11 protein-coding genes and 1 pseudogene are annotated in these 18606 nt (G+C 72.3%); 5 read left to right on the forward strand and 7 right to left on the reverse strand.

Annotation, left to right across the window (positions count from 1 at the left end):
* A pseudogene (locus AB852_RS28535) lies at positions 1-155 on the reverse strand (electron transfer flavoprotein subunit beta); the annotation flags it as partial.
* A gap of 169 nt (positions 156-324) precedes the next feature.
* Here AB852_RS28535 and AB852_RS28540 point away from each other — a divergent pair.
* From AB852_RS28540 to glgP, 3 genes are all read left to right on the forward strand, one after another.
* Positions 325-1125, forward strand: coding sequence for a TetR family transcriptional regulator (locus tag AB852_RS28540; protein ID WP_073793109.1), 801 nt, complete (start codon positions 325-327; stop codon positions 1123-1125).
* 195 nt (positions 1126-1320) lie between these two features.
* Positions 1321-1713: a zinc ribbon domain-containing protein gene (locus tag AB852_RS28545; protein WP_073793110.1), complete on the forward strand. Its 393-nt coding sequence runs from the start codon at positions 1321-1323 to the stop codon at positions 1711-1713.
* Between the two features lie 197 nt (positions 1714-1910).
* Positions 1911-4529 (forward strand): alpha-glucan family phosphorylase, encoded by a 2619-nt coding sequence (gene glgP, locus AB852_RS28550; protein WP_073793111.1) that lies wholly within the window; start codon positions 1911-1913, stop codon positions 4527-4529.
* Positions 4530-5849: 1320 nt separating this feature from the next.
* Here the strand turns inward: glgP and AB852_RS28560 are convergent.
* From AB852_RS28560 to AB852_RS28570, 3 genes are all read right to left on the reverse strand, one after another.
* Complete coding sequence (locus tag AB852_RS28560; RefSeq protein WP_073793113.1) at positions 5850-7094, reverse strand: helix-turn-helix domain-containing protein; 1245 nt, start codon at positions 7092-7094, stop codon at positions 5850-5852.
* A 260-nt stretch (positions 7095-7354) separates the two neighbouring features.
* A complete protein-coding gene (locus tag AB852_RS28565; RefSeq protein WP_079184996.1) occupies positions 7355-9421 on the reverse strand; it encodes a M4 family metallopeptidase in 2067 nt (688 codons plus the stop codon).
* 804 nt (positions 9422-10225) lie between these two features.
* Entirely contained in the window at positions 10226-11317 is a 1092-nt protein-coding gene (locus AB852_RS28570) for a cytochrome P450 (RefSeq protein ID WP_073793114.1), read from the reverse strand.
* Between AB852_RS28570 and AB852_RS28575 the strand changes: the two genes are divergently transcribed.
* Positions 11304-12374, forward strand: coding sequence for a cytochrome P450 family protein (locus tag AB852_RS28575; protein ID WP_245876959.1), 1071 nt, complete (start codon positions 11304-11306; stop codon positions 12372-12374). The genes AB852_RS28570 and AB852_RS28575 overlap by 14 nt on opposite strands.
* A 34-nt stretch (positions 12375-12408) precedes the next feature.
* Here AB852_RS28575 and AB852_RS28580 read toward each other — a convergent pair whose 3' ends face one another.
* Complete coding sequence (locus tag AB852_RS28580; RefSeq protein WP_073793116.1) at positions 12409-12807, reverse strand: Dabb family protein; 399 nt, start codon at positions 12805-12807, stop codon at positions 12409-12411.
* A 144-nt stretch (positions 12808-12951) separates the two neighbouring features.
* On the opposite strand from AB852_RS28580, the gene AB852_RS28585 reads away from it, so the two are divergent.
* Complete coding sequence (locus tag AB852_RS28585; protein ID WP_073793117.1) at positions 12952-13617, forward strand: TetR/AcrR family transcriptional regulator; 666 nt, start codon at positions 12952-12954, stop codon at positions 13615-13617.
* A 1229-nt stretch (positions 13618-14846) separates the two neighbouring features.
* On the opposite strand, the gene AB852_RS28590 is transcribed toward AB852_RS28585, so the two are convergent.
* Complete coding sequence (locus AB852_RS28590) at positions 14847-16742, reverse strand: ABC transporter ATP-binding protein (protein WP_073793118.1); 1896 nt, start codon at positions 16740-16742, stop codon at positions 14847-14849.
* Positions 16739-18565, reverse strand: a complete 1827-nt coding sequence (locus AB852_RS28595; protein WP_073793119.1) for an ABC transporter ATP-binding protein — start codon at positions 18563-18565, stop codon at positions 16739-16741. Before AB852_RS28595 ends, AB852_RS28590 begins: the two co-directional genes overlap by 4 nt.
* Positions 18566-18606: the final 41 nt, after the last annotated feature.

Raw genomic sequence — 18606 nt, forward strand, 5'->3', positions numbered from 1 at the left:
TCAGCAACCCGCAACGCCTGCTCCACCGCATACTCGTCCAACTCCGACAACAAACCGTCCACACCCACACGATCCACCGTCAAATCCCCCGAAAACCCCCGCTCACCCGAAGCATCCGGCACATACTTCACACACACGACAATCTTGAGAGTCATACCGAACTCCTCCTGGTGAGATGGATGCGTTCGACATTATGGTACTGAGTACCCTCTGTAAAGGTACCTAGTGCCAAATGGGGGGTCGCGGTGTTACGTTCCCGGCATGACCGCAGACGCAGACGACGCCACGACCGGCCCCGCGCCGACCCGTGAGGGGAAGACCCCGATGCGGGAGGCGCTGGCCGAGGCCGCCTTCCAGCTCTTCATGGAGCGGGGCTTCGAGCAGACGACCGTGGACGACATCGTGGCGCGCGCGGGCGTGGGCCGCCGCTCCTTCTTCCGCTACTTCCCGTCCAAGGACGACGCGGTCTTCCCGGACCATGAGCGGTGCCTCGCCGACATGCGGACCTTCCTCGCGGACCACCCGGGCGGCGACCCGGTCGCCCGGGTCTGCGACGCCGCCCGGCTCGTGCTGCGGCTGTACGCGACGAACCCGGAGTTCTCCGTCCAGCGCTACCGCCTCACCCGTGAGGTGCCGGGGCTGCGGACGTACGAGCTGTCCGTGGTCCGCCGCTACGAGGTGACCCTCGCGAGCTATCTGCGCGGCCGGTACGGGACCTCCCGGGACGGGGCGCTGCGCGCGGAGATGATCGCGGCGGCGGTGGTCGCCGCCCACAACAACGGACTGCGCACCTGGCTGCGCTCGGGCGGCGAGGGGCATCCGGACGCCGAGGTGGACCACGCGCTGGACCTCGTCCTGCGGGTGTGGACCGAGTCCGGCCAGGTGTCGTGGGACGGCCACCCGGCGGACGCGGCCCTGGCGGCGCGCCCGGACGAACGTACCGGCGCGGACGGCGGCGGCACGGAAAGCGGTACGGGTCCCGGGGCGGGCGGCGACCGGCGCGGTGACGGTGACGCCGGGGGCGAAGGCGGCGACGGGGACGACGTGATCGTGGTCGTCGCCAAGCGGAACGCGCCCCTGTGGCGGGTGGTCCAGCGCATCGAGTCGGCGCTGGAGGATGGCTGAACCCGGGGCGGGGAACGGGTCACGGGTGCGCGCGCGGGATATGGGCGGCGGCGAATGGGCAGGTCAGGGGCCTTTTTGGCGGAGTGTCCGAAAATCCTGACACTCAGTACCTAGCCTTTCGGCACTCAGTGTCATATGGTGCCGATGCGTCGGCGCGAGCCGGTGCGCACCCGAGCCGAGCGCAGGGGGTCCCTCATGTCCCAGCCCGGAACCGACACCGCGACAGTCACCCGCGAGGACGTCGGTCTCACCTATCAGCGCTGCCGCTGGTGCGGTACGCCGTCCTTCCGGCGGCTGCTCTGCCCGGTCTGCGCCTCCAGCGACCTGGAGAACGAGCGCAGCACCGGCGAGGGGGTCGTCGTCCGTTCCTCCGTCGTGCACCGGTACACCCGGCTCGCCCGCAACGAGTCGCTCATCAGGTTCCCCGAGGGATTCCTGTACCGCTGCCGGGTCGTCGGCGCCGAACCGCATCTGGTGTGGATCGGGGCGCGCGTCCGCTACACGGCCGAGGCGGACACCGATGTCACGGCGGGCGAGGTCGTGGTCGAGCTCTGCGACCCGGCGATGCGCGGCGGCGACTGGGCCTGACCCGCCCTGGACCGCGTCCTTCCCGTCCCGCCCCGGTCCGCCGGGGAGCCCTCCTACGGGTCCGGACGTGTGACACGCGGACGGGCCCCTGTGCGCCGTGACCGACGCGGCGCGCGCGCCGATACCTTCGAAGCTTGACGTGGAGCCCGCAGCCGGACGCGCGGCTTCCCTCCTGCGTTCCCTGCGAAGGTGGAAACGTGAAGGCCATCCGTCGCATCACCGTCCGACCCGTACTCCCCGGGCCGCTCGCCCCACTGAACGAACTGGCCCGGAACCTGCGCTGGTCCTGGCACGACGGGACCCGTGAACTGTTCCGCTCCCTGGACCCCGAGGGCTGGGACGCCGCCCACGGCGACCCCGTACGGCTGCTCGGCACCGTGGCCCCGGACCGGCTCACCGGGCTCGCCGCCGACCCCGGCTTCCTGGAGCGGCTCGCCGTGTGCGCCGCCGAGCTGCGCGAGTACACCGAGGGCGAGCGCTGGTACCAGCGCCAGCCCGGCGAACCCCCGGCCGCCATCGCCTACTTCTCGCCCGAGTTCGGCATCACCGCCGCCCTGCCGCAGTACTCCGGCGGCCTCGGCATCCTCGCCGGGGACCACCTCAAGGCGGCGAGCGACCTCGGGGTCCCGCTCATCGGTGTCGGCCTCCTCTACCGGCACGGCTACTTCCGCCAGTCCCTCTCCCGGGACGGCTGGCAGCAGGAGCACTATCCGGTCCTCGACCCCGACGAGCTGCCGCTGACCGTCCTCAAGGAGGCCGACGGCACCCCCGCGCACCTGGTGCTCGCGCTGCCCGGCGGCCGGAGCCTGCACGCCCGGGTCTGGGTCGCCCAGGTCGGCCGGGTGCCGCTGCTGCTGCTGGACTCGGACATGGAGGAGAACGACCGCGGGGAACGCGAGGTCACCGACCGGCTCTACGGCGGCGGCAGCGAACACCGGCTGCTCCAGGAGATGCTGCTCGGGATCGGCGGGGTCCGCGCGGTGCGCACGTACTGCCGGCTCACCGGGCATCCCGCGCCGGAGGTGTTCCACACCAACGAGGGGCACGCCGGGTTCCTCGGCGTCGAGCGCATCCACGAACATGTGACGCGCGGCCTCGGCTTCGACGCGGCGCTGGAGGCCGTCCGCGCGGGAACCGTCTTCACCACGCACACCCCCGTCCCCGCCGGGATCGACCGCTTCGACCGGGACCTGATCGCCCGGCACTTCGGCGCCGACGCCGAACTCCCCGGCATCGACGCGGAACGGGTGCTGCGGCTGGGGACGGAGACGTACCCCGGGGGTGAGCCCGGACTGTTCAACATGGCCGTGATGGGACTGCGGCTCGGCCAGCGGGCCAACGGTGTCTCCGTGCTGCACGGACGGGTCAGCCGGGAGATGTTCTCCGGGCTGTGGCCCGGATTCGACGCCGAGGAGGTGCCCATCACCTCCGTCACCAACGGTGTCCACGCGCCGACCTGGGTCGCGCCGGAGGTGATCCGGGTCAGCGCCCGGCAGCTCGGGGCACGCCGTACCGAGGACGCGCTGAGCGTCGGTGAGGGCACCCGCTGGGACGCCGTCGCCGAGATCCCCGACCCCGACATCTGGGAGCTGCGCCGCACCCTGCGCGCCGGGCTCGTCGGCGAGGTCCGCGAGCGGCTGTACCGGTCCTGGCGGCAGCGCGGCGCGGCCGACGCGGAGCTCGGCTGGATCGACTCCGTCCTCGACCCGGACATCCTGACCATCGGCTTCGCCCGCCGGGTCCCCTCGTACAAACGGCTCACCCTGATGCTGCGCGACCGGGACCGGCTCACCCGGCTGCTGCTGCACCCCGAACGGCCGGTGCAGGTCGTCGTCGCGGGCAAGGCGCATCCCGCCGACGACGGCGGCAAACGGCTGATCCAGGAACTCGTCCGGTTCACCGACGACCCCCGGGTGCGGCACCGGATCGTGTTCCTGCCCGACTACGGCATGGCGATGGCGAAGAAGCTGTACCCCGGCTGCGACGTCTGGCTCAACAATCCGCTGCGTCCGCTGGAGGCGTGCGGGACCTCCGGGATGAAGGCGGCGCTGAACGGCTGCCTGAACCTCTCCGTCCTCGATGGCTGGTGGGACGAGTGGTTCGCGCCGGACTTCGGCTGGGCGATCCCCACTGCCGACGGCGACACCACCGACCCGGAGCGCCGGGACGACCTGGAGGCGCGCGCCCTGTACGACCTGCTGGAGCGGCGGATCACCCCGCGCTTCTACGAGCGCGGGCCCGAGGGGCTGCCCGACCGCTGGATCGCGATGGTCCGCGAGACCCTCACCCGGCTCGGCCCGAAGGTGCTGGCGGGGCGGATGGTCCGCGAGTACGTGGAGCGGCTGTACGTTCCCGCCGCCGCCGCGCACCGGGAGCTGCGGGACGACGCGGCGCGGGGGCTCGCGGAGTGGAAGGCGCGGGTCCGGGCGGGGTGGCCACGGGTCCGGGTCGACCATGTCGAGCCGTCCGGCGCGCCGTCCGCGCCGGAACTGGGGGCGAGCCTCACCCTCCGGGTCCGGGTGCGGCTCGGGGAACTGGGCCCCGAGGACGTGGAGGTCCAGGCGGTCGCGGGCCGGGTCGACCCCGACGACCGGATCGCGGACGCGTCGGCGGTCGCGCTGAAGTCCGTGGGCGGCCCGGACCTGGAGGGCCGCTGGGTGTTCGAGGGAGAACTCGCCCTCGACCGCACCGGCCCGTTCGGGTACACGGTCCGCATCCTCCCGTCACATCCGCTGCTGGCGTCCGGGGCGGAACTGGGCCTGGTGGCCGTCCCCGTCACCACGAAGTCCGACGGCTCGGGCGTCCTCCTCCGCTGACGCCGTCCGGCGCGGCGAGCGGTACGGGGCGCGGTACGGCGTGTGCTTCGGGCGCCCCGGGGTCCGGACCGCTGGCCGTACGTGTTCCCGGACGGGTGGCACGGGGTGCGGGTTCCCCGCGCCCCTGATCGGGGCGCGGGGAACACGTACGTTCAGGTGCACGCACCAAGGAACGCGGGGAACCGCGCGGCACCACGAGGCGGCGTGACCTCAAGGCCGCAGGGAACCCGGTTGGTGGCTGCGGGCGGAGGATCCTGTTCGCGGGCTGCTACGGGACCAGCCGCATCGGCTCCACGCGGCAGGTCGGGCAGCGGCAGGCGGGCCACGCGGCCTGGCCTTGGCGGTTCACCGGGCGGCACCGACCCCGGAGCACGAGCACGGGCACGCGTGCCGTAGGTGGGAAATCCGCAATGGCGGTCGCCCGCCCACCACGCGCAGCCGGGTCACCCCATGACACCCATGCGCGCTCCAGGGACGCCCCATGATCCGTGCCGACACGCACGCCGCACACGGCACCGGGGACGACGTGTCCGACGCACTCACTCTCACCCTCCCGCTCCTGGCTCCGTGTCATCGCCATCGCCATCGCCGGGAACCGGGTCGCCGCCCGGCGATGCGAAAGGTTCGACGGGCCGAGGCAATCGCCCCCCCCACGACTACGCGCCACTCGCAGCGTCTCGTGCAACGACTCCACCAGCCGCGCCGCCACATACCGCAACTCCCGCGCACTCGCCTTCGGCTCCCGTACCAACTCCTCGGCATGCGAGAGGAGCCGAGCCGCCATGTCGAGCTGCACGGCCTCCACGCTGTCCGCGACCCTCGACAGATACCCGTCACCGTCGTCCGTCACGAGGTAGCACGGATTCCCGCCTGTGGACGTCCACGGCAGCAACCGCACCGACCCGGTGCCGCTCAGCCGCACCGGCCCTGGGGACATCGCCCCTTCCGTGCCGGTCACCGCCACAGCTCCACAGCATGAATGACGCGGGGCGACACCCCGGCACCATGGAGCGCCAGGGCACAGGCCGGGCGTCGCGCCGTCCGTGGAAGTAACACCCGCAACAGGCACTCGAAGACCAGACCGATATTCTTGGGCACGTCAACAGCTCCTCAGGCTGATGGCCACGCCCCCGGACGGTTCGCCCCGTCGCGGGGGTCTCTCGCGGATGCGAGTGCAACGACCATAGCCAGAAGTGGAGTTGGGCTCACGAGCGGAAAGCGGCACTTCTTGAGCGCTCTGCCCGTCGCCCGTCACGTCACGCAGCAGACACACCGGCCGCCTCGTCCGGTCGGAGCGGTAGCTACCGCGGAGCGGGGCAGTTACGCGTCGGTCGTCAGAAGGGCGCCCAAGCGGCGCATGTCCCTGGTGAGCTTCCGCTTGCGTGCCCGCACGACCGTCCGCAACACGTCATGCGCGGGGCGTTGGTGCCTCAGCCAATCCGCGTTGTCGCACTCGATGCGGACCAGCCGGTCCATCGCGCCGTCGTGATCGCCCACCATCACGCAGGCGGACGCGACCGTCAGCCGATGCCGGTTCCACTCGTTGTCGGTCTCGGACACGCCGGCGGCCCTCATGGAGAAGTCGGACAGGGGTGCCTTCCCGGCGGACTCCTCGATCACGCGGTAGGGATCTCCGCCGTCCTTGATCAGTTCGTCCTCCAGGCTCTTCATCGCCACGACGGCCGTGTCGAACCTGCCGTAGCGGGCAGATCCAGCAGGCTGATTCCCCAGCGCGGACGCGGCCGACGCGGCGATGCGCCGGACCGCCACGGCTTCTTCCACGCGGTTGTTCCGGATCGCCGCCGCAGCCGCGTGCAGCGCCAGCCAGCCCCAGGAGCTCAATCGCTCAGGCGTCGCTTGCGAGATTCGAGGTTCGATGCGGTCCGCCGTCTCGATCGCGAGGCGTTCGGCGTCATCGAAACGGCCCTGCCGCGTCATGAGCCAGGACATGATGCCGATGGCGATGGACGCGGTATGTGTGTCGTCCACCGCGCGCGCGTCGTGAATGGCACCGGAAAGCGCGTAGTAGGCGAGATCGAACTGCCGCACGGCGGTCAGATACCGCCCGGCCAACAGCAACGCTTCCGAACGGATCGACAAGGCCGTCTCGCGTTCGGGCCCGTTGTCGAAGTGGGCGACCGCTGAGTTCGAGTCCGTGACGACTTGGGGGAGATGAGCGGCTATCGGCTCGAACTTGAGTGCGTTGTAGGACGATGATCCCCCGCGAACGACCTCGCGAAGCGCCGCCAGATCAGGGGCCCCCGCGACCTCGGGCCTGAGATCCTCCAGCCCGACAGGTGGTGTGAGGGCATTCCGCAAACCGACCAGTCCGACCGGCGAGACCTCCCCGCAACCGACAGCCTGAGGAGTGCTGGAGGCCATCAACTCGGACGTCTTCAGGTGCAGGGCCTTCGCGAGTTTGTGCAGCGTCTCGATACGAACGCTTCCGCCCTGCTCCAGCTTGGCGACTGTGGAAGGTGCCAAGCCGGCGGCGTACGCCAATGTCTCCTGGGTCAGTCCGGCGGCCAACCGTTTGTCGCGGACGTTGTCACCAAGTGCGCCCATGGTTCCCCGCCTTACACGTGTGGTGGACGGTCTCCCTCCACGGTACGCCCGTCCCGCACCTTCCGAGGCCCTGCTCTTGGCGCCCGTCATGTTCCGGAGCCGGGGATCTGTCCCGTACCCGCGGTGCACCAGGTGCGGCAGGCACCGGAAGACCCGTCCGCGCGGCCCCGCCCCCGGAAAGGGGCGGGGGACCGCACGGACGGGTCGGGGAGCCGTACGGTCGCGGGACGGTGTCCGACCCGCGACCGACGCGTCACGTCCTACGGGAACGTCAGCTTCCAGCTGTTGATGTACCCCGTGTCCTGCGCCGCGACATCCTGCACCCGCAGCTTCCAGGCGCCGTTGGCGACCTCGGACGACGCGTTGACGGTGAACGTCTCCGCGACATTGTCCGCCGAGTCGCCGGAGCTGGAGTTCTTCAGCCGGTACGCGGTGCCGTCCGGTGCGACCAGGTCGACCACCAGGTCGCCCCGCCAGGTGTGGACGATGTCCACGCCGACCGCCAGATTGCTCGGCGCGTTGCCGGCGCGCCCGGTCACGTTCACCGTCGAGGTGACGGCCGCGCCCCGGTCGGGAACGGCCACATCGGCCGTGTTCTCGAAGACCGTGCCGGTCGGCGGCTCGCCGGTGCCGGGACGGGCACCGACCGCGACACCGGCCCACGCGTGCTGGACGGCCAGGTACTCGGGGCTCGTCGTCCCGTACAGCTCACCGGCCACCGCGAGGGTCCCGGTCCGGGCGCCCGCGTAGTTGGTGGACGAGGTGAACTTCGTGGTCAGCGCGCGGAACCAGATCAGCGCGGCCTTGTCCCGGCCGATCCCCGCGACGGGCAGTCCGTCGGAGGTGGGGGAGTCGTACGCGACGCCGTTCACGGTCTTCGCACCGCTGCCCTCGGACAGCAGGTAGAACCAGTGGTTCGCCGGGCCCGACGAGTAGTGCACGTCGACCGAGCCGATGCCCGAGTACCAGTAGTCCTTGGACGCGCCGTCCCGGCTCGGCCGGTCCATGTACCGCAGCGGGGTGCCGTTGCCGCGGATGTCGATCTTCTCACCGACCAGGTAGTCACCGGGGTCGGAGGTGTTGTTCGCGTAGAACTCCACGGCCGCCGCGAAGATGTCCGAGGTGGCCTCGTTCAGACCGCCGGACTCCCCGCTGTAGATCAGGCCCGCGGTGTTCGACGTGATGCCGTGGGTCATCTCGTGCGCGGCCACGTCCAGCGAGGTCAGCGGCTTCGCGTTGCCCGCGCCGTCGCCGTACGTCATGCAGAAGCAGGAGTCGGACCAGAAGGCGTTGACGTAGTTGTTGCCGTAGTGGACGCGTGAGTACGCGCCGACCCCGTCGCCCCGGATGCCGCTGCGCCCGTAGACCTCCTTGAAGTAGTCCCAGGTCTCGGCGGCACCGTAGGCCGCGTCCGCGCCGGCCGTCGACAGGTTCGCCGGGGTGCCGTCGCCCCAGGTGTCGTTGGTCTGCGAGAACAGCGTGCCGGTGCCGGTGGTGCCCCGGTTGAGGTTGTACGTGCGGTGGTTGCCGCGCGCCCCGTCGGTCAGCGTCCAGTTGCCGCCCGACTGGGTGCTGCCGAGGGTGACCTGGCCGCTGTACTGGGTGTTGCCGACACCGTTCTCGATGGCCTGCCACTCGTACAGCTTCGCGCCGGTGGCCGCGTCGGTGACGACGTGCAGCTCGTTGGGCGTGCCGTCGTGCTGGAACCCGCCGACGACGGTCTCGTACGCGAGGACCGGCTTGCCGGACGCCATCCACACGACCTCGCGCGGGGCGCGGTCGGCGGAGGTCTTCTTCGACCCCTCGGCCTTCGCCTCGCGCAGCGCCTGCTTCTCGGCGGTGGCGGGCTTCACCGCCGCGTCGGCGGCGATGCCCTTCAGGGCCGACTTGGACGCCTTGGTCACACCCTGCGTGGCACCGGACTTCGCGCTGTCCACGACGAGGTCGCCGCCGAGGACGGGCAGTCCGTCGTAGGTGCGCTCGTAGCGGGTGTGCAGGGAGCCGTCACGGTCCTTGATCACATCCCGGACGACGAGCTTCTCCTTGGCCCCGAGGCCGAGTTCCCCGGCGGTCCGCGCCGACTTCGCCTGGGCGGCGCGGATCAGCGCGGCACGCTGGGCGGGGGAGAGCTGCGCGGGCAGCGAGCCCGGGTCGGCCTTGGTGGGCGCGGCCAGGGGCCGTCCCTCGGGCGCGGCGGTCGCGGCACCGCTCTGCACGGCGACCGCCAGCAGCGCGGCGACGGCGACGAGCGCGCCCCCGGTCGCCGCACGACGGCGTCGTACGGGCCGGGAACCGGAGGTGGGGGGTATGGGGGAGGTGGGTCTCAACACGGACTCCTTCTGCGTGGCCGCCGTCGGGCACGGCCAGGGGGACCGGTCGGCGGGTGGCCGTCCGGGCAGAGCGGGGCGGAACCATGTGCGGTGGACGCGCGGTTCTTCCTCCGACCGGGGAGGAACGGCCGCCGACGCGGGGGCGTGGGGGCCGTGGCGCGGTGGTGCGGGTGGGACGGCGACGCGTTGCGGTAGAGGGTGGGGGGTGGCGCCGTCGTTGCCGGTCGCGCGGATATGTCGTGCCGTGCGGTGGCACGTGGTGCCGCCGAGCACCAGGTGCCTGGACGCCGTGCCCGGGGTCGGGGGACTGAGCTGTGCGGCAGGGCGACCGAGGGGAAGACTGGCACCTCGGTGACGTACTTGTCAGGGGCGCGTCATCATCTTGGCTCGAAATGGTCCGTTGCACGGATGGTCATGTTCGGTAACCGGAGAACGGGCCGGGGCGCGGTGGCGGCCTTCGGCCCGGCACGCCGTGCCCTCGGGCCGGGACCGCGCCGAAGGCCGCTACGGGGGACGCCCGCCGTCCGGTTCGCGAGCTCCGCGCGGTGCGCGTCCGTTGACCGGACGGCCGTCCGGGGTGCCGGACGGAGGCCCTGGGGGTCGTGCCGCGGACCGGGGGCGGACCGGTGTGCGCCGGGCTTGGGGCGGAGGGGGCCGCCTCGGTGGGGGAGCGCTTCCGGCCCGCCCATGGCCGGAAGTGAACGGTCGGGTGCGGATCGGGGTGCCGGGGGAGGGGGCGCCCCGGGCTGGGGCGCCGCCCCATGCTCAACGTGCCGCAGGCGGAGGGAGGGCAGTCCCTCCTCAACGTGGCCGCAGGCCCAGGGTCAGGGACGCCGGGAGCAGGGTGGTCCGGACGTCCGGCCGCTCGGCCATCGTCCGCACCGAGAAGCGGAACTCACGGGCGAGGGCCGCGACGATGGTCGTCAGCTCCAGATCGGCGAGCGCCTTGCCGACGCACCAGCGGCTGCCGATGCCGTACGGAAGGTACTCGCCGGGACCCGGGTTCATCCCGGACCACCGCTCCGGACGGAACGTGTCGGGGTCACCGGCGAACGAGGGCGCCGTCCGGTGCACCACGTAGGGCGAGACGATCACCGAGGCGCCGGGCGGCAACCGCCAGCCGCCGCAGCTCTGTTCGCCGTTCGCGGTCCGCAGGATCAGCCAGTTCGGGGGCCACAGCCGCAGCGACTCGGCGATCGTCCACGCCAGCAGCGGGTCCCCGTCCGCGTCACCTGCTCCGTCGCCCGTCCGCGCGCGGCCCAGCCGTCCGGCGAGTTCGTCGGCGACCGCCGGGTGCCGGGCCAGCGCGACGAGGGTCCAGGTCACGGCCGCCGCCGGGACCCGGTAGGAGGCCAGCCCGTTGGACACCAGCATCCGCACCGACGCCTCGGGGTCCAGCCCCGCGTCCGCGAGCGACTCGACGAGCCCGCCCCCGCCCGGGGCGTCGAGCGCCCGCCGCAACTCCCGCTCCAGGGTCCGCTGGGCGTCCACCGAGCGCCGGTAGCGGGGCATGAAACGGCGGATCGCGCGCGGGAAGTGGAAGGGGCTGCTGATGATCGGGGTGAGCGCGGCCAGCAGTTCGCCGGTGCGCCGGGCCGCCGCCCCGGGGTCACGGGTGCCGAAGCAGAAGCGGGTGAAGGAGCGCGCCGAGAGCCGCTCCAGCTCCGCGACCGGATCGGTCACCGAGGAGCGGGCGCGCCAGCCGGCGATCAGCCGTTCCGTCTCCTCCGCCAGCCACTCGCGGTGCGCGGCGAGCGCGGCCGGGCCCATGCCCTTCTGGGTCGCGCGCCGCCCCCGCATCCACGCCTCGGTGCCGGGGTCGCCGCGCTCCCCGCTGACCTCGTCCCGGCGGATGTTGCTCGTCACCAGGAAGTCGGTGTTGGTGCGCTTCATCGTCGTCGGATACGACGCCTGCCGAACCGCGCTCACCTCGCCCGCGCTCAGCCGCGACTGGCGGCGGCACGGCCCGATCGCCACCGGGCTGCCCGCCCCGCCGCCCGTCGACGGCCCGGGGAACGCCCATATGCTGCTGCGCGATCCCCCCGACCACACCCGGCTGCGACGGCTGGCGGCGAGGGAGTTCACCACCCGCCGGGTCGGCGCGCTGGAGCCCCGGGTCCAGCGGCTCACCGACGCACTCCTCGACGCCATGCTCGCCGCCCCGGACCGCCGCGCCGACCTCGTCGACGCGCTCGCGTACCCGCTGCGGCTCACCGTCGTCTGCGAACTGCTCGGCATCCCCGACCTGGACCGGGACGCCTTCCGGGGATGGTCCGACGAGGTCGCCGCACCCACCAGCGCCGAGGCCGCGCGGGCCGCCCAGGCCGAGGCGGTGCCCTATCTCTCCGGACTCGTCGCCGCGAAGCGCGCGGCCCCCGGCGACGACCTGCTCAGCGCGCTGATCCACACCGAGGACGAGAACGGCGACCGGCTCGACGAGGACGAACTGCTCTCCATGGCCTTCCTGCTGCTCATCGCGGGCCATGAGTCCACGGTCAACTTCATCTCCAAGGGCGTCCGCGCCCTCTTCGCCCACCCGGACCAACTGGCCCTGCTCCGCGCCGACCCCGACACGCTGGTCACCGGAGCGGTGGAGGAGATGCTGCGCTACGACGCCCCGGTGGGCACCGCCCCGCCCCGGGTCGCCGTCGCGCCCGTCGGCATCGGCGGCACGGTGATCCCCCGGGGCGGCGTCGTGCTGATCGCCCTGGCCGACGCGGACCGCGACCCCGGCAGGTTCCCCGCACCCGACCGCTTCGACATCCGCCGCCCGCCCGCCGAACGCCGCGGACACCTCGCCTTCGGCCACGGCGTCCACCACTGCCTCGGCGCCCCGCTGGCCCGGCTGGAGGGCCGCGTCGTCATCGGCACCCTGCTGCGCCGCTGCCCCACGCTCGCCCTGGACGGCTTCCTCGGCCACGGCGACCGGCGGGTCCCGGTGCGCTGGTAGACCCACCGGCCACCGCCCACGCCGTACGGGCACCTCAGCCGCGCCGTGTGTCCGGGATCGCGTCGAGCCGCCGGTCCCACTCGGGGTACCTGGCGCGCTTCTCCAGATGCAGCTCGTTGATGCGCTCCACCAGCGCGGGATCGGGATCGTCGGAGAACCGCACCGCGGAGAGCCGGGACAGCCGGGGCAGGATCACGTCGTCGCCCGCGAGATGTACCGGGTCGTACGTGTAGCGCTCCAGCGCGCCGAAGTCCGTGACGGCCGCGCCGTACGTGTGGGTGAAGCCCTCGGCCGGGTCGCCGATGTCCCTGCCGACCACGCCGAACACCGTCGACTCCACGGTCGCCGTACGCCGCATCGCGGTCAGCGCCTCCTCCCGCTCCGCCTCGGTGGTCGTGTCCCGGAAGCTGAAGCGCAGAATGATGACGATCACGTCAAAGACCTCCTCGTAGGGGATGAGCCCACCAAGAAGTGAACTCGTGGGTTCATCTCGTCGGCCTCATCAGTAAAGCACCGGAGTCCGGGAAGTTGAACCCACGGGTTCAGGTCTCCGAGGCCGCCGGGCTACGATGCGGGCATGGGGCGAGCGACACCGGACAGCGCCGGACGGACCACCACCGGCGCCGCGGGCGGCGGCAGCGGGCAGATCGACAAACGGCGGGCGATCCTCACCGCCGCGTTCACCGTGTTCGCCCGCCGGGGGTACGCGGGGGCCTGCGTCAAGGAGGTCGCCCAGGAGGCGGGGGTCGCCAAACCGACCGTCTACAACCACCTCCACGACAAGGAGAACCTGTTCCGGCAGGCGATGCAGACCGCCGCGGACACGGTCGCCGACGAGTGCGTGGCCGTGCTCGACCGGCTGCGCGCGCCCGGGGACGACCTGCCGGCCGCGCTGGAGGACGTGGCGCACCGGCTCCTCCAGGTCTGCCGGGGCGAGCGGGCCGTGGCGCTGCGCTGGCTCACCCATGGTCAGGTCGCCGAGTTCCCCGACCTCGTGGTCGATGTCCACGGGCGCACGGCCGTACGGATCGCGGACGCGCTCGCCGACCGTCTCGCCCGGGTCGCGCTCGCCGGGCGGTTGCGGGTCGCGGATCCCGCGCGGGCCGCGGAGCAGTTGCTCGCGATGCTCACGGGGCCGCTGGAGCTGCGTACGCGGCTCGGTACGCGGCGGATCTCCGTCGCGGAGAGCCGGGAGATCGCCGCCGCAGCGGTCGACACGTTCCTCAGCGCCTACGGCCCCTGACGCCCGTCCGTCCGCCCGCCCGGGCAGCCTTCCCCGGCGGGTCGCTTCCGCTTGCGCTTCCGAGGTCTGTCCGGCTGGGCCCACTTGTTCCTGTGCGGGTCGCTCGTGGGGTGCGCAGTTCCTCGCGCCCCTGGGGTTGTGCCCCTTGGGGTTCCCGTTCGGGTGCGGGTGGTCCTTGGTTGCTCGCGCAGTTCCTCGCGCCCCTGGGGTTCCTCACCTGGGCGTACTTGTTCCTGTGCGGGTACGTTCGTGGGTGCGCAGTTCCTCGCGCCCCTGGGGTTGTGCCCCTTGCGGTTCCCGTTCGGGTGCGGGTGGTCCTTGGTTGCTCGCGCAGTTCCCCGCGCCCCTGGGGTTCCTCACCTGGGCGTACCTGTTCCCGTGCGGGTACGTCCGTGGGTGCGCAGTTCCTCGCGCCCCTGGGTCTGTCCGGCTGGGCGCACTTGTTCCTGTGCGGGTCGCTCGTGGGGTGCGCAGTTCCTCGCGCCCCTGGGGTTGTGCCCCTTGCGGTTCCCGTTCGGGTGCGGGTGGTCCTTGGTTGCTCGCGCAGTTCCCCGCGCCCCTGGGGTTCCCCACCTGGGCGTACCTGTTCCCGTGCGGGTACGTCCGTGGGTGCGCAGTTCCCCGCGCCCCTGGGTGGTGCCCCGTTGCGGTCGCTGTTCGGGTGCGGGCCGTCCTCGATTTTGCGCAGTTCCCCGCGCCCCTTTGGGGGCGCCCATCTGGGGCTGTCGTCAGGGTGCGGGCTGTCAGCAATCGGGGTCGGGGTTCAAGCCCCCTCCTCGCGGACTCGCGCTGCTGCGGGAGGGGGTGGGCGGGAATCTCTGCCCGCAGACTCCGATGCTCTTCAGTCGGGTCACCGGACGTCGTACCGAGCGTGTCGGATCGAGGACGGAGAATCCCGACCGGCACCGACCCGAAGAACCGACCGGACGCGCCCCAAAGGGGCGCGGGGAACTGCGCACCCCACCGAACGACGGCACAGGAACGAAGTACGCCCAGCCGGACGGACCTGGGAAGCGCAAGCGAAGGCGACCCGCGGGGAACTGCGCACCCACGGACGTACCCGCACAGGGACAGGTAGGCCCAGCCGGACGGACCTGGGAAGCGCAAGCGAAGGCGACCCGCGGTCGAAGGGCGGCAGCAGGAGGCAGGACCCGGAAGCGCAAGCGAAGGCGACCCGCGGTCGAAGGGCGGCAGCAGGAGGCAGGACCCGGAGGCGCAAGCGAAGGCGGCTAGCCGACCACGCTCTCCCGCCAAGCGGCATGCAGCCCCGCGAACGCCCCCGTCCCCGCGATGAGCTCCGCGGGCGTGCCGTCCTCGACGACCCGCCCCCGTTCCATCACCAGCACCCGGTCCGCGATCTCCACCGTGGACAGCCGGTGCGCGATGACCACGGCCGTGCGCCCCCGCAACACCGTGTCCATCGCCCGCTGCACCGCCCGCTCACCGGGGATGTCGAGGGAACTGGTCGCCTCGTCCAGGATCAGCACCGCCGGGTCCGCCAGCAACGCGCGCGCGAAGGCGACGAGCTGACGCTGACCCGCCGAGATCCGCCCGCCCCGTTTACGGACGTCCGTGTCGTAGCCGTCCGGGAGGGCGACGATGAACTCGTGCGCGCCGATCGCCCGCGCGGCCTCCTCGATCTCGGCGCGCGTGGCGTCCGGGCGGCCGATGGCGATGTTCTCCGCGACCGTCCCCGAGAACAGGAACGCCTCCTGGGTGACCATCACCACCCCCTTGCGCAGCTCCGGCACCGCGAGGTCCCGCAGATCCGTCCCGTCGAGCAGGACCCGCCCCTCGCTGGGGTCGTAGAACCGGGCCAGCAGCTTCGCCAGCGTCGACTTGCCCGCACCCGTGGAACCCACCACGGCGACCGTCTGACCAGCGGGTATCCGCAGGTCGAAGCGCGGCAGGATCTCCCCGCCGGTGCGGTAGCCGAAGCTCACCCCGTCGAAGACGACCTCCCGGCCGGGCCGGCCGTCGGCGCGCGCGGGCAGGGTCCGGGGTTCGGCCGGTTCCGCCACCGAGGGCCGCTGGTGCAGCAGCCCGGCGATCTTCTTCAGCGAGGCGCTCGCCGACTCGTACGAGTTGAGGAACATCGCCAGCCGGTCGATCGGGTCGTACAGCCGCCGGATGTACAGCACCGCCGCCGCCAGCACACCCAGTTCCAGCGTGCCGCCCGCGACCCGGTAGCCGCCCCACAGCACCATCCCCGCCACCGCCGTGTTGGCGATCAGCCGGGACAGCGTCACATAGCGGGCCATCTCCAGCAGCGAGTCACCGTTGGCCCGCTCATGGCGCCGGTTGAGCACCGCGAACCGCTCGTCGTTGGCCCGCTCCCGGCGGAACGCCCGTACCGGACGGATACCGCCCAGGGTCTCCGCGAACTTCACGATCACCCCGGCGATCGCCGTCGACCGCTCGGCGAACACCCGCGCCGCCCGCCTGCGGTACCACCGCATCACGAAGTACAGCGGGACGAACGACAGCACGGCCACCGACCCCATCCCGAGGTCCAGCCACAGCAGCATCGCCATGATGTACACCGACGACACGACGAAACCGACCAGCTCCTGAAGGCCCTCCTCCAGCAGTTCCCGCAGCGCCTCCACATCCGTGGTGGCCCGTGAGATCAGCCGTCCCGAGGTGTACCGGTCGTGGAAGTCGACGCTCAGCGCCTGCCCGTGCCGGAAGATCCGGCCCCGCAGATCCAGCAGCACCGCCTGGCTCACCCGCGCGGACAGCCGGATGAAGCCGTACACCAGCAGACTGCCCAGCAGCGCCGCGACCAGATAGGCCACCGCGACACCGATCAGCGGCCCGTGGTCGTCGGCGCGGAACGCGGGGACCGCGCTGTCGATCGCGTACGCCACGATCAGCGGGCCCGACTGCACCGCCGCCTGCTGGACGAGCAGACACAGCGCCGTCACGGCGACCAGCTTGCGGTGCGGGCCGAGCAGTGAACGCAGCAAGGTGCCCGTCGCGCCCCGGGGCGTCGGCAGATCGTCCTGGTCGAACGGGTCGACCCGGGTCCCGTCGCCAGGACCGGACGCCGCGGGGAGCGGCGGTTCGTCCCGGCGGCCCCGGTCCTCGTCCGGGGCCAGCGGCTGTTCACTCGTCGTCGTCATCGGGTCCCGTCCCCCTTCGGCCCCGCAAGGCCGTCACCGCCCGACATCAGATGCCGGTACTCGGCGCTCTCGCGCAGCAGTTCCTGATGGGTGCCCACCGCCGTGACCCGCCCGCCGGACAGCAGCGCCACCCGGTCCGCGAGCAGCACGGTCGACGGGCGGTGCGCCACGACCAGGGCCGTGGTCCGCCCGAGGACCTCCCGCAGCGCGGCCTCGACCGCGGCCTCGGTGTGCACGTCCAGCGCGGACAGCGGATCGTCCAGGACGAGGAAGCGGGGCCCGCCGATGACCGCCCGCGCCAGCGCGAGCCGCTGGCGCTGCCCGCCGGAGAGACTGAGCCCCTGCTCGCCGACCTCGGTCGCCGGGCCGTCGGGAAGCTCCGCGACGAAGCCCGCCTGCGCGACGCCGAGGGCCCGGGTGAGCGCCGGGTCGGCGCCGGGGCCGGCGGCCGTGTCCGGTCCGGCGCCCATCCGGACGTTCTCCGCGACGGACGCCGAGAACAGCGTCGGCTCCTCGAACGCCACCGACACCAGGGCGCGCAGCTCGGCGCGGTCCATCGCCGTGATGTCCTGCCCGTCCAGCGTGATCCGGCCGCCGGTCAGCTCGTGCAGCCGGGGCACCAGCGCGGTCAGGGTCGTCTTGCCGCTGCCCGTGGCACCGACGACCGCCATCGTCTCGCCCTGCCGCACATGCAGGTCGATCCGCTCCAGCACGGCCGTGGAACCGGGCGGCGCGTCCGGGTAGCGGAACTCCACACCCGTGAACCGCATACCGTCACCGGACCCGGGGTCCGGCACGGCCGCCGTCCCGCCGGAGTCCTCCTCCGGCTCGTCCATCGCCTCGAAGTAGCGGCGGGTGGCCGTCGCCGCCTCCTGGCTCATCGCGAGCAGATAACCCATGGACTCGATCGGCCAGCGCAGCGCCAGCGCCGTCGACAGGAACGCGACCAGGGTGCCCGCCGACAGCTGCCCGTCGGCCACCTGCACCGTGCCGACCACCAGTGCCGCGCCGAGCGCGATCTCGGGGAAGACGGTCAGGGTGCCGAGCAGGGTCGCCAGCAGCCGCGCCTTCGTCAGCTCGGTGCCCCGCAGCCGCCCACTGAGCTCCCGGAACGCGCGGGCCTGGCTGCGGTGCCGGCCGAAGCCCTTGATGACGCGCACCCCGAGCACGCTCTCCTCGACCACCGTGGTGAGGTCACCGACCTGGTCCTGCGAGGTGCGGGCCGCCGCCGAGTACTTGCCCTCGAAGCGGTAGCAGATCAGCACCATCGGGACCGCGGGCAGCACGAGGACCAGCCCGAGCGTCCAGTCCTGGGCCAGCAGCAGTCCGAAGCCCGCGAGGATCGTCACCCCGTTCACCAGGAGGAACGTCAGCGGGAACGCGAAGAACATCCGGATCACCGACAGATCCGTCGTCCCCCGTGACAGCAGCTGTCCGGACGGCCAGCGGTCGTGGAACGCCACCGGTACCCGCTGGAGGTGCCGGTACAGATCCGCCCGCATCGCCGCCTCGACCCCGGCGAGCGGCCGGGCCACCAGCCAGCGGCGGAACCCGAACAGCAGCGCCTCGGCGATGCCGAGGACGAGCAGCAGCAGGGCGCCGAGCCAGACCCCCGCCTGGTCCTGGTCCGTGATCGGTCCGTCGATCATCCACTTCAGGACGACGGGGAAGACCAGGGACATGCACGAGGCGATCACGGCGACGACGGCCGCCGTGATCCACCTCGCCCTGACCGGACGGACGTAGGGCCACAGGCGCAGCAGGGTGCGGACCGGTGAGCCGGGCGTATCCACCGGCTCGACCGGTGAGGGTGTACTGGGCATCGACCACGAGCCTACGGTTTTGGGCCCACTCGTCCCAGTGA

Source organism: Streptomyces uncialis, from assembly GCF_001905345.1.
GTDB classification, from domain to species: Bacteria; Actinomycetota; Actinomycetes; order Streptomycetales; family Streptomycetaceae; genus Streptomyces; species Streptomyces uncialis.

What these genes read in the sequence shown, in the direction of transcription:
- AB852_RS28540 (WP_073793109.1), top strand. Translation starts at nt 325, where the DNA reads ATGCGGGAGGCGCTGGCCGAGGCCGCCTTCCAGCTCTTCATGGAGCGG.
- AB852_RS28545 (WP_073793110.1), top strand. Translation starts at nt 1,321, where the DNA reads ATGTCCCAGCCCGGAACCGACACCGCGACAGTCACCCGCGAGGACGTC.
- AB852_RS28560 (WP_073793113.1), bottom strand. Translation starts at nt 7,094, where the DNA reads ATGGGCGCACTTGGTGACAACGTCCGCGACAAACGGTTGGCCGCCGGA.
- AB852_RS28570 (WP_073793114.1), bottom strand. Translation starts at nt 11,317, where the DNA reads ATGAAGCGCACCAACACCGACTTCCTGGTGACGAGCAACATCCGCCGG.
- AB852_RS28585 (WP_073793117.1), top strand. Translation starts at nt 12,952, where the DNA reads ATGGGGCGAGCGACACCGGACAGCGCCGGACGGACCACCACCGGCGCC.
- AB852_RS28590 (WP_073793118.1), bottom strand. Translation starts at nt 16,742, where the DNA reads ATGACGACGACGAGTGAACAGCCGCTGGCCCCGGACGAGGACCGGGGC.
- AB852_RS28595 (WP_073793119.1), bottom strand. Translation starts at nt 18,565, where the DNA reads ATGCCCAGTACACCCTCACCGGTCGAGCCGGTGGATACGCCCGGCTCA.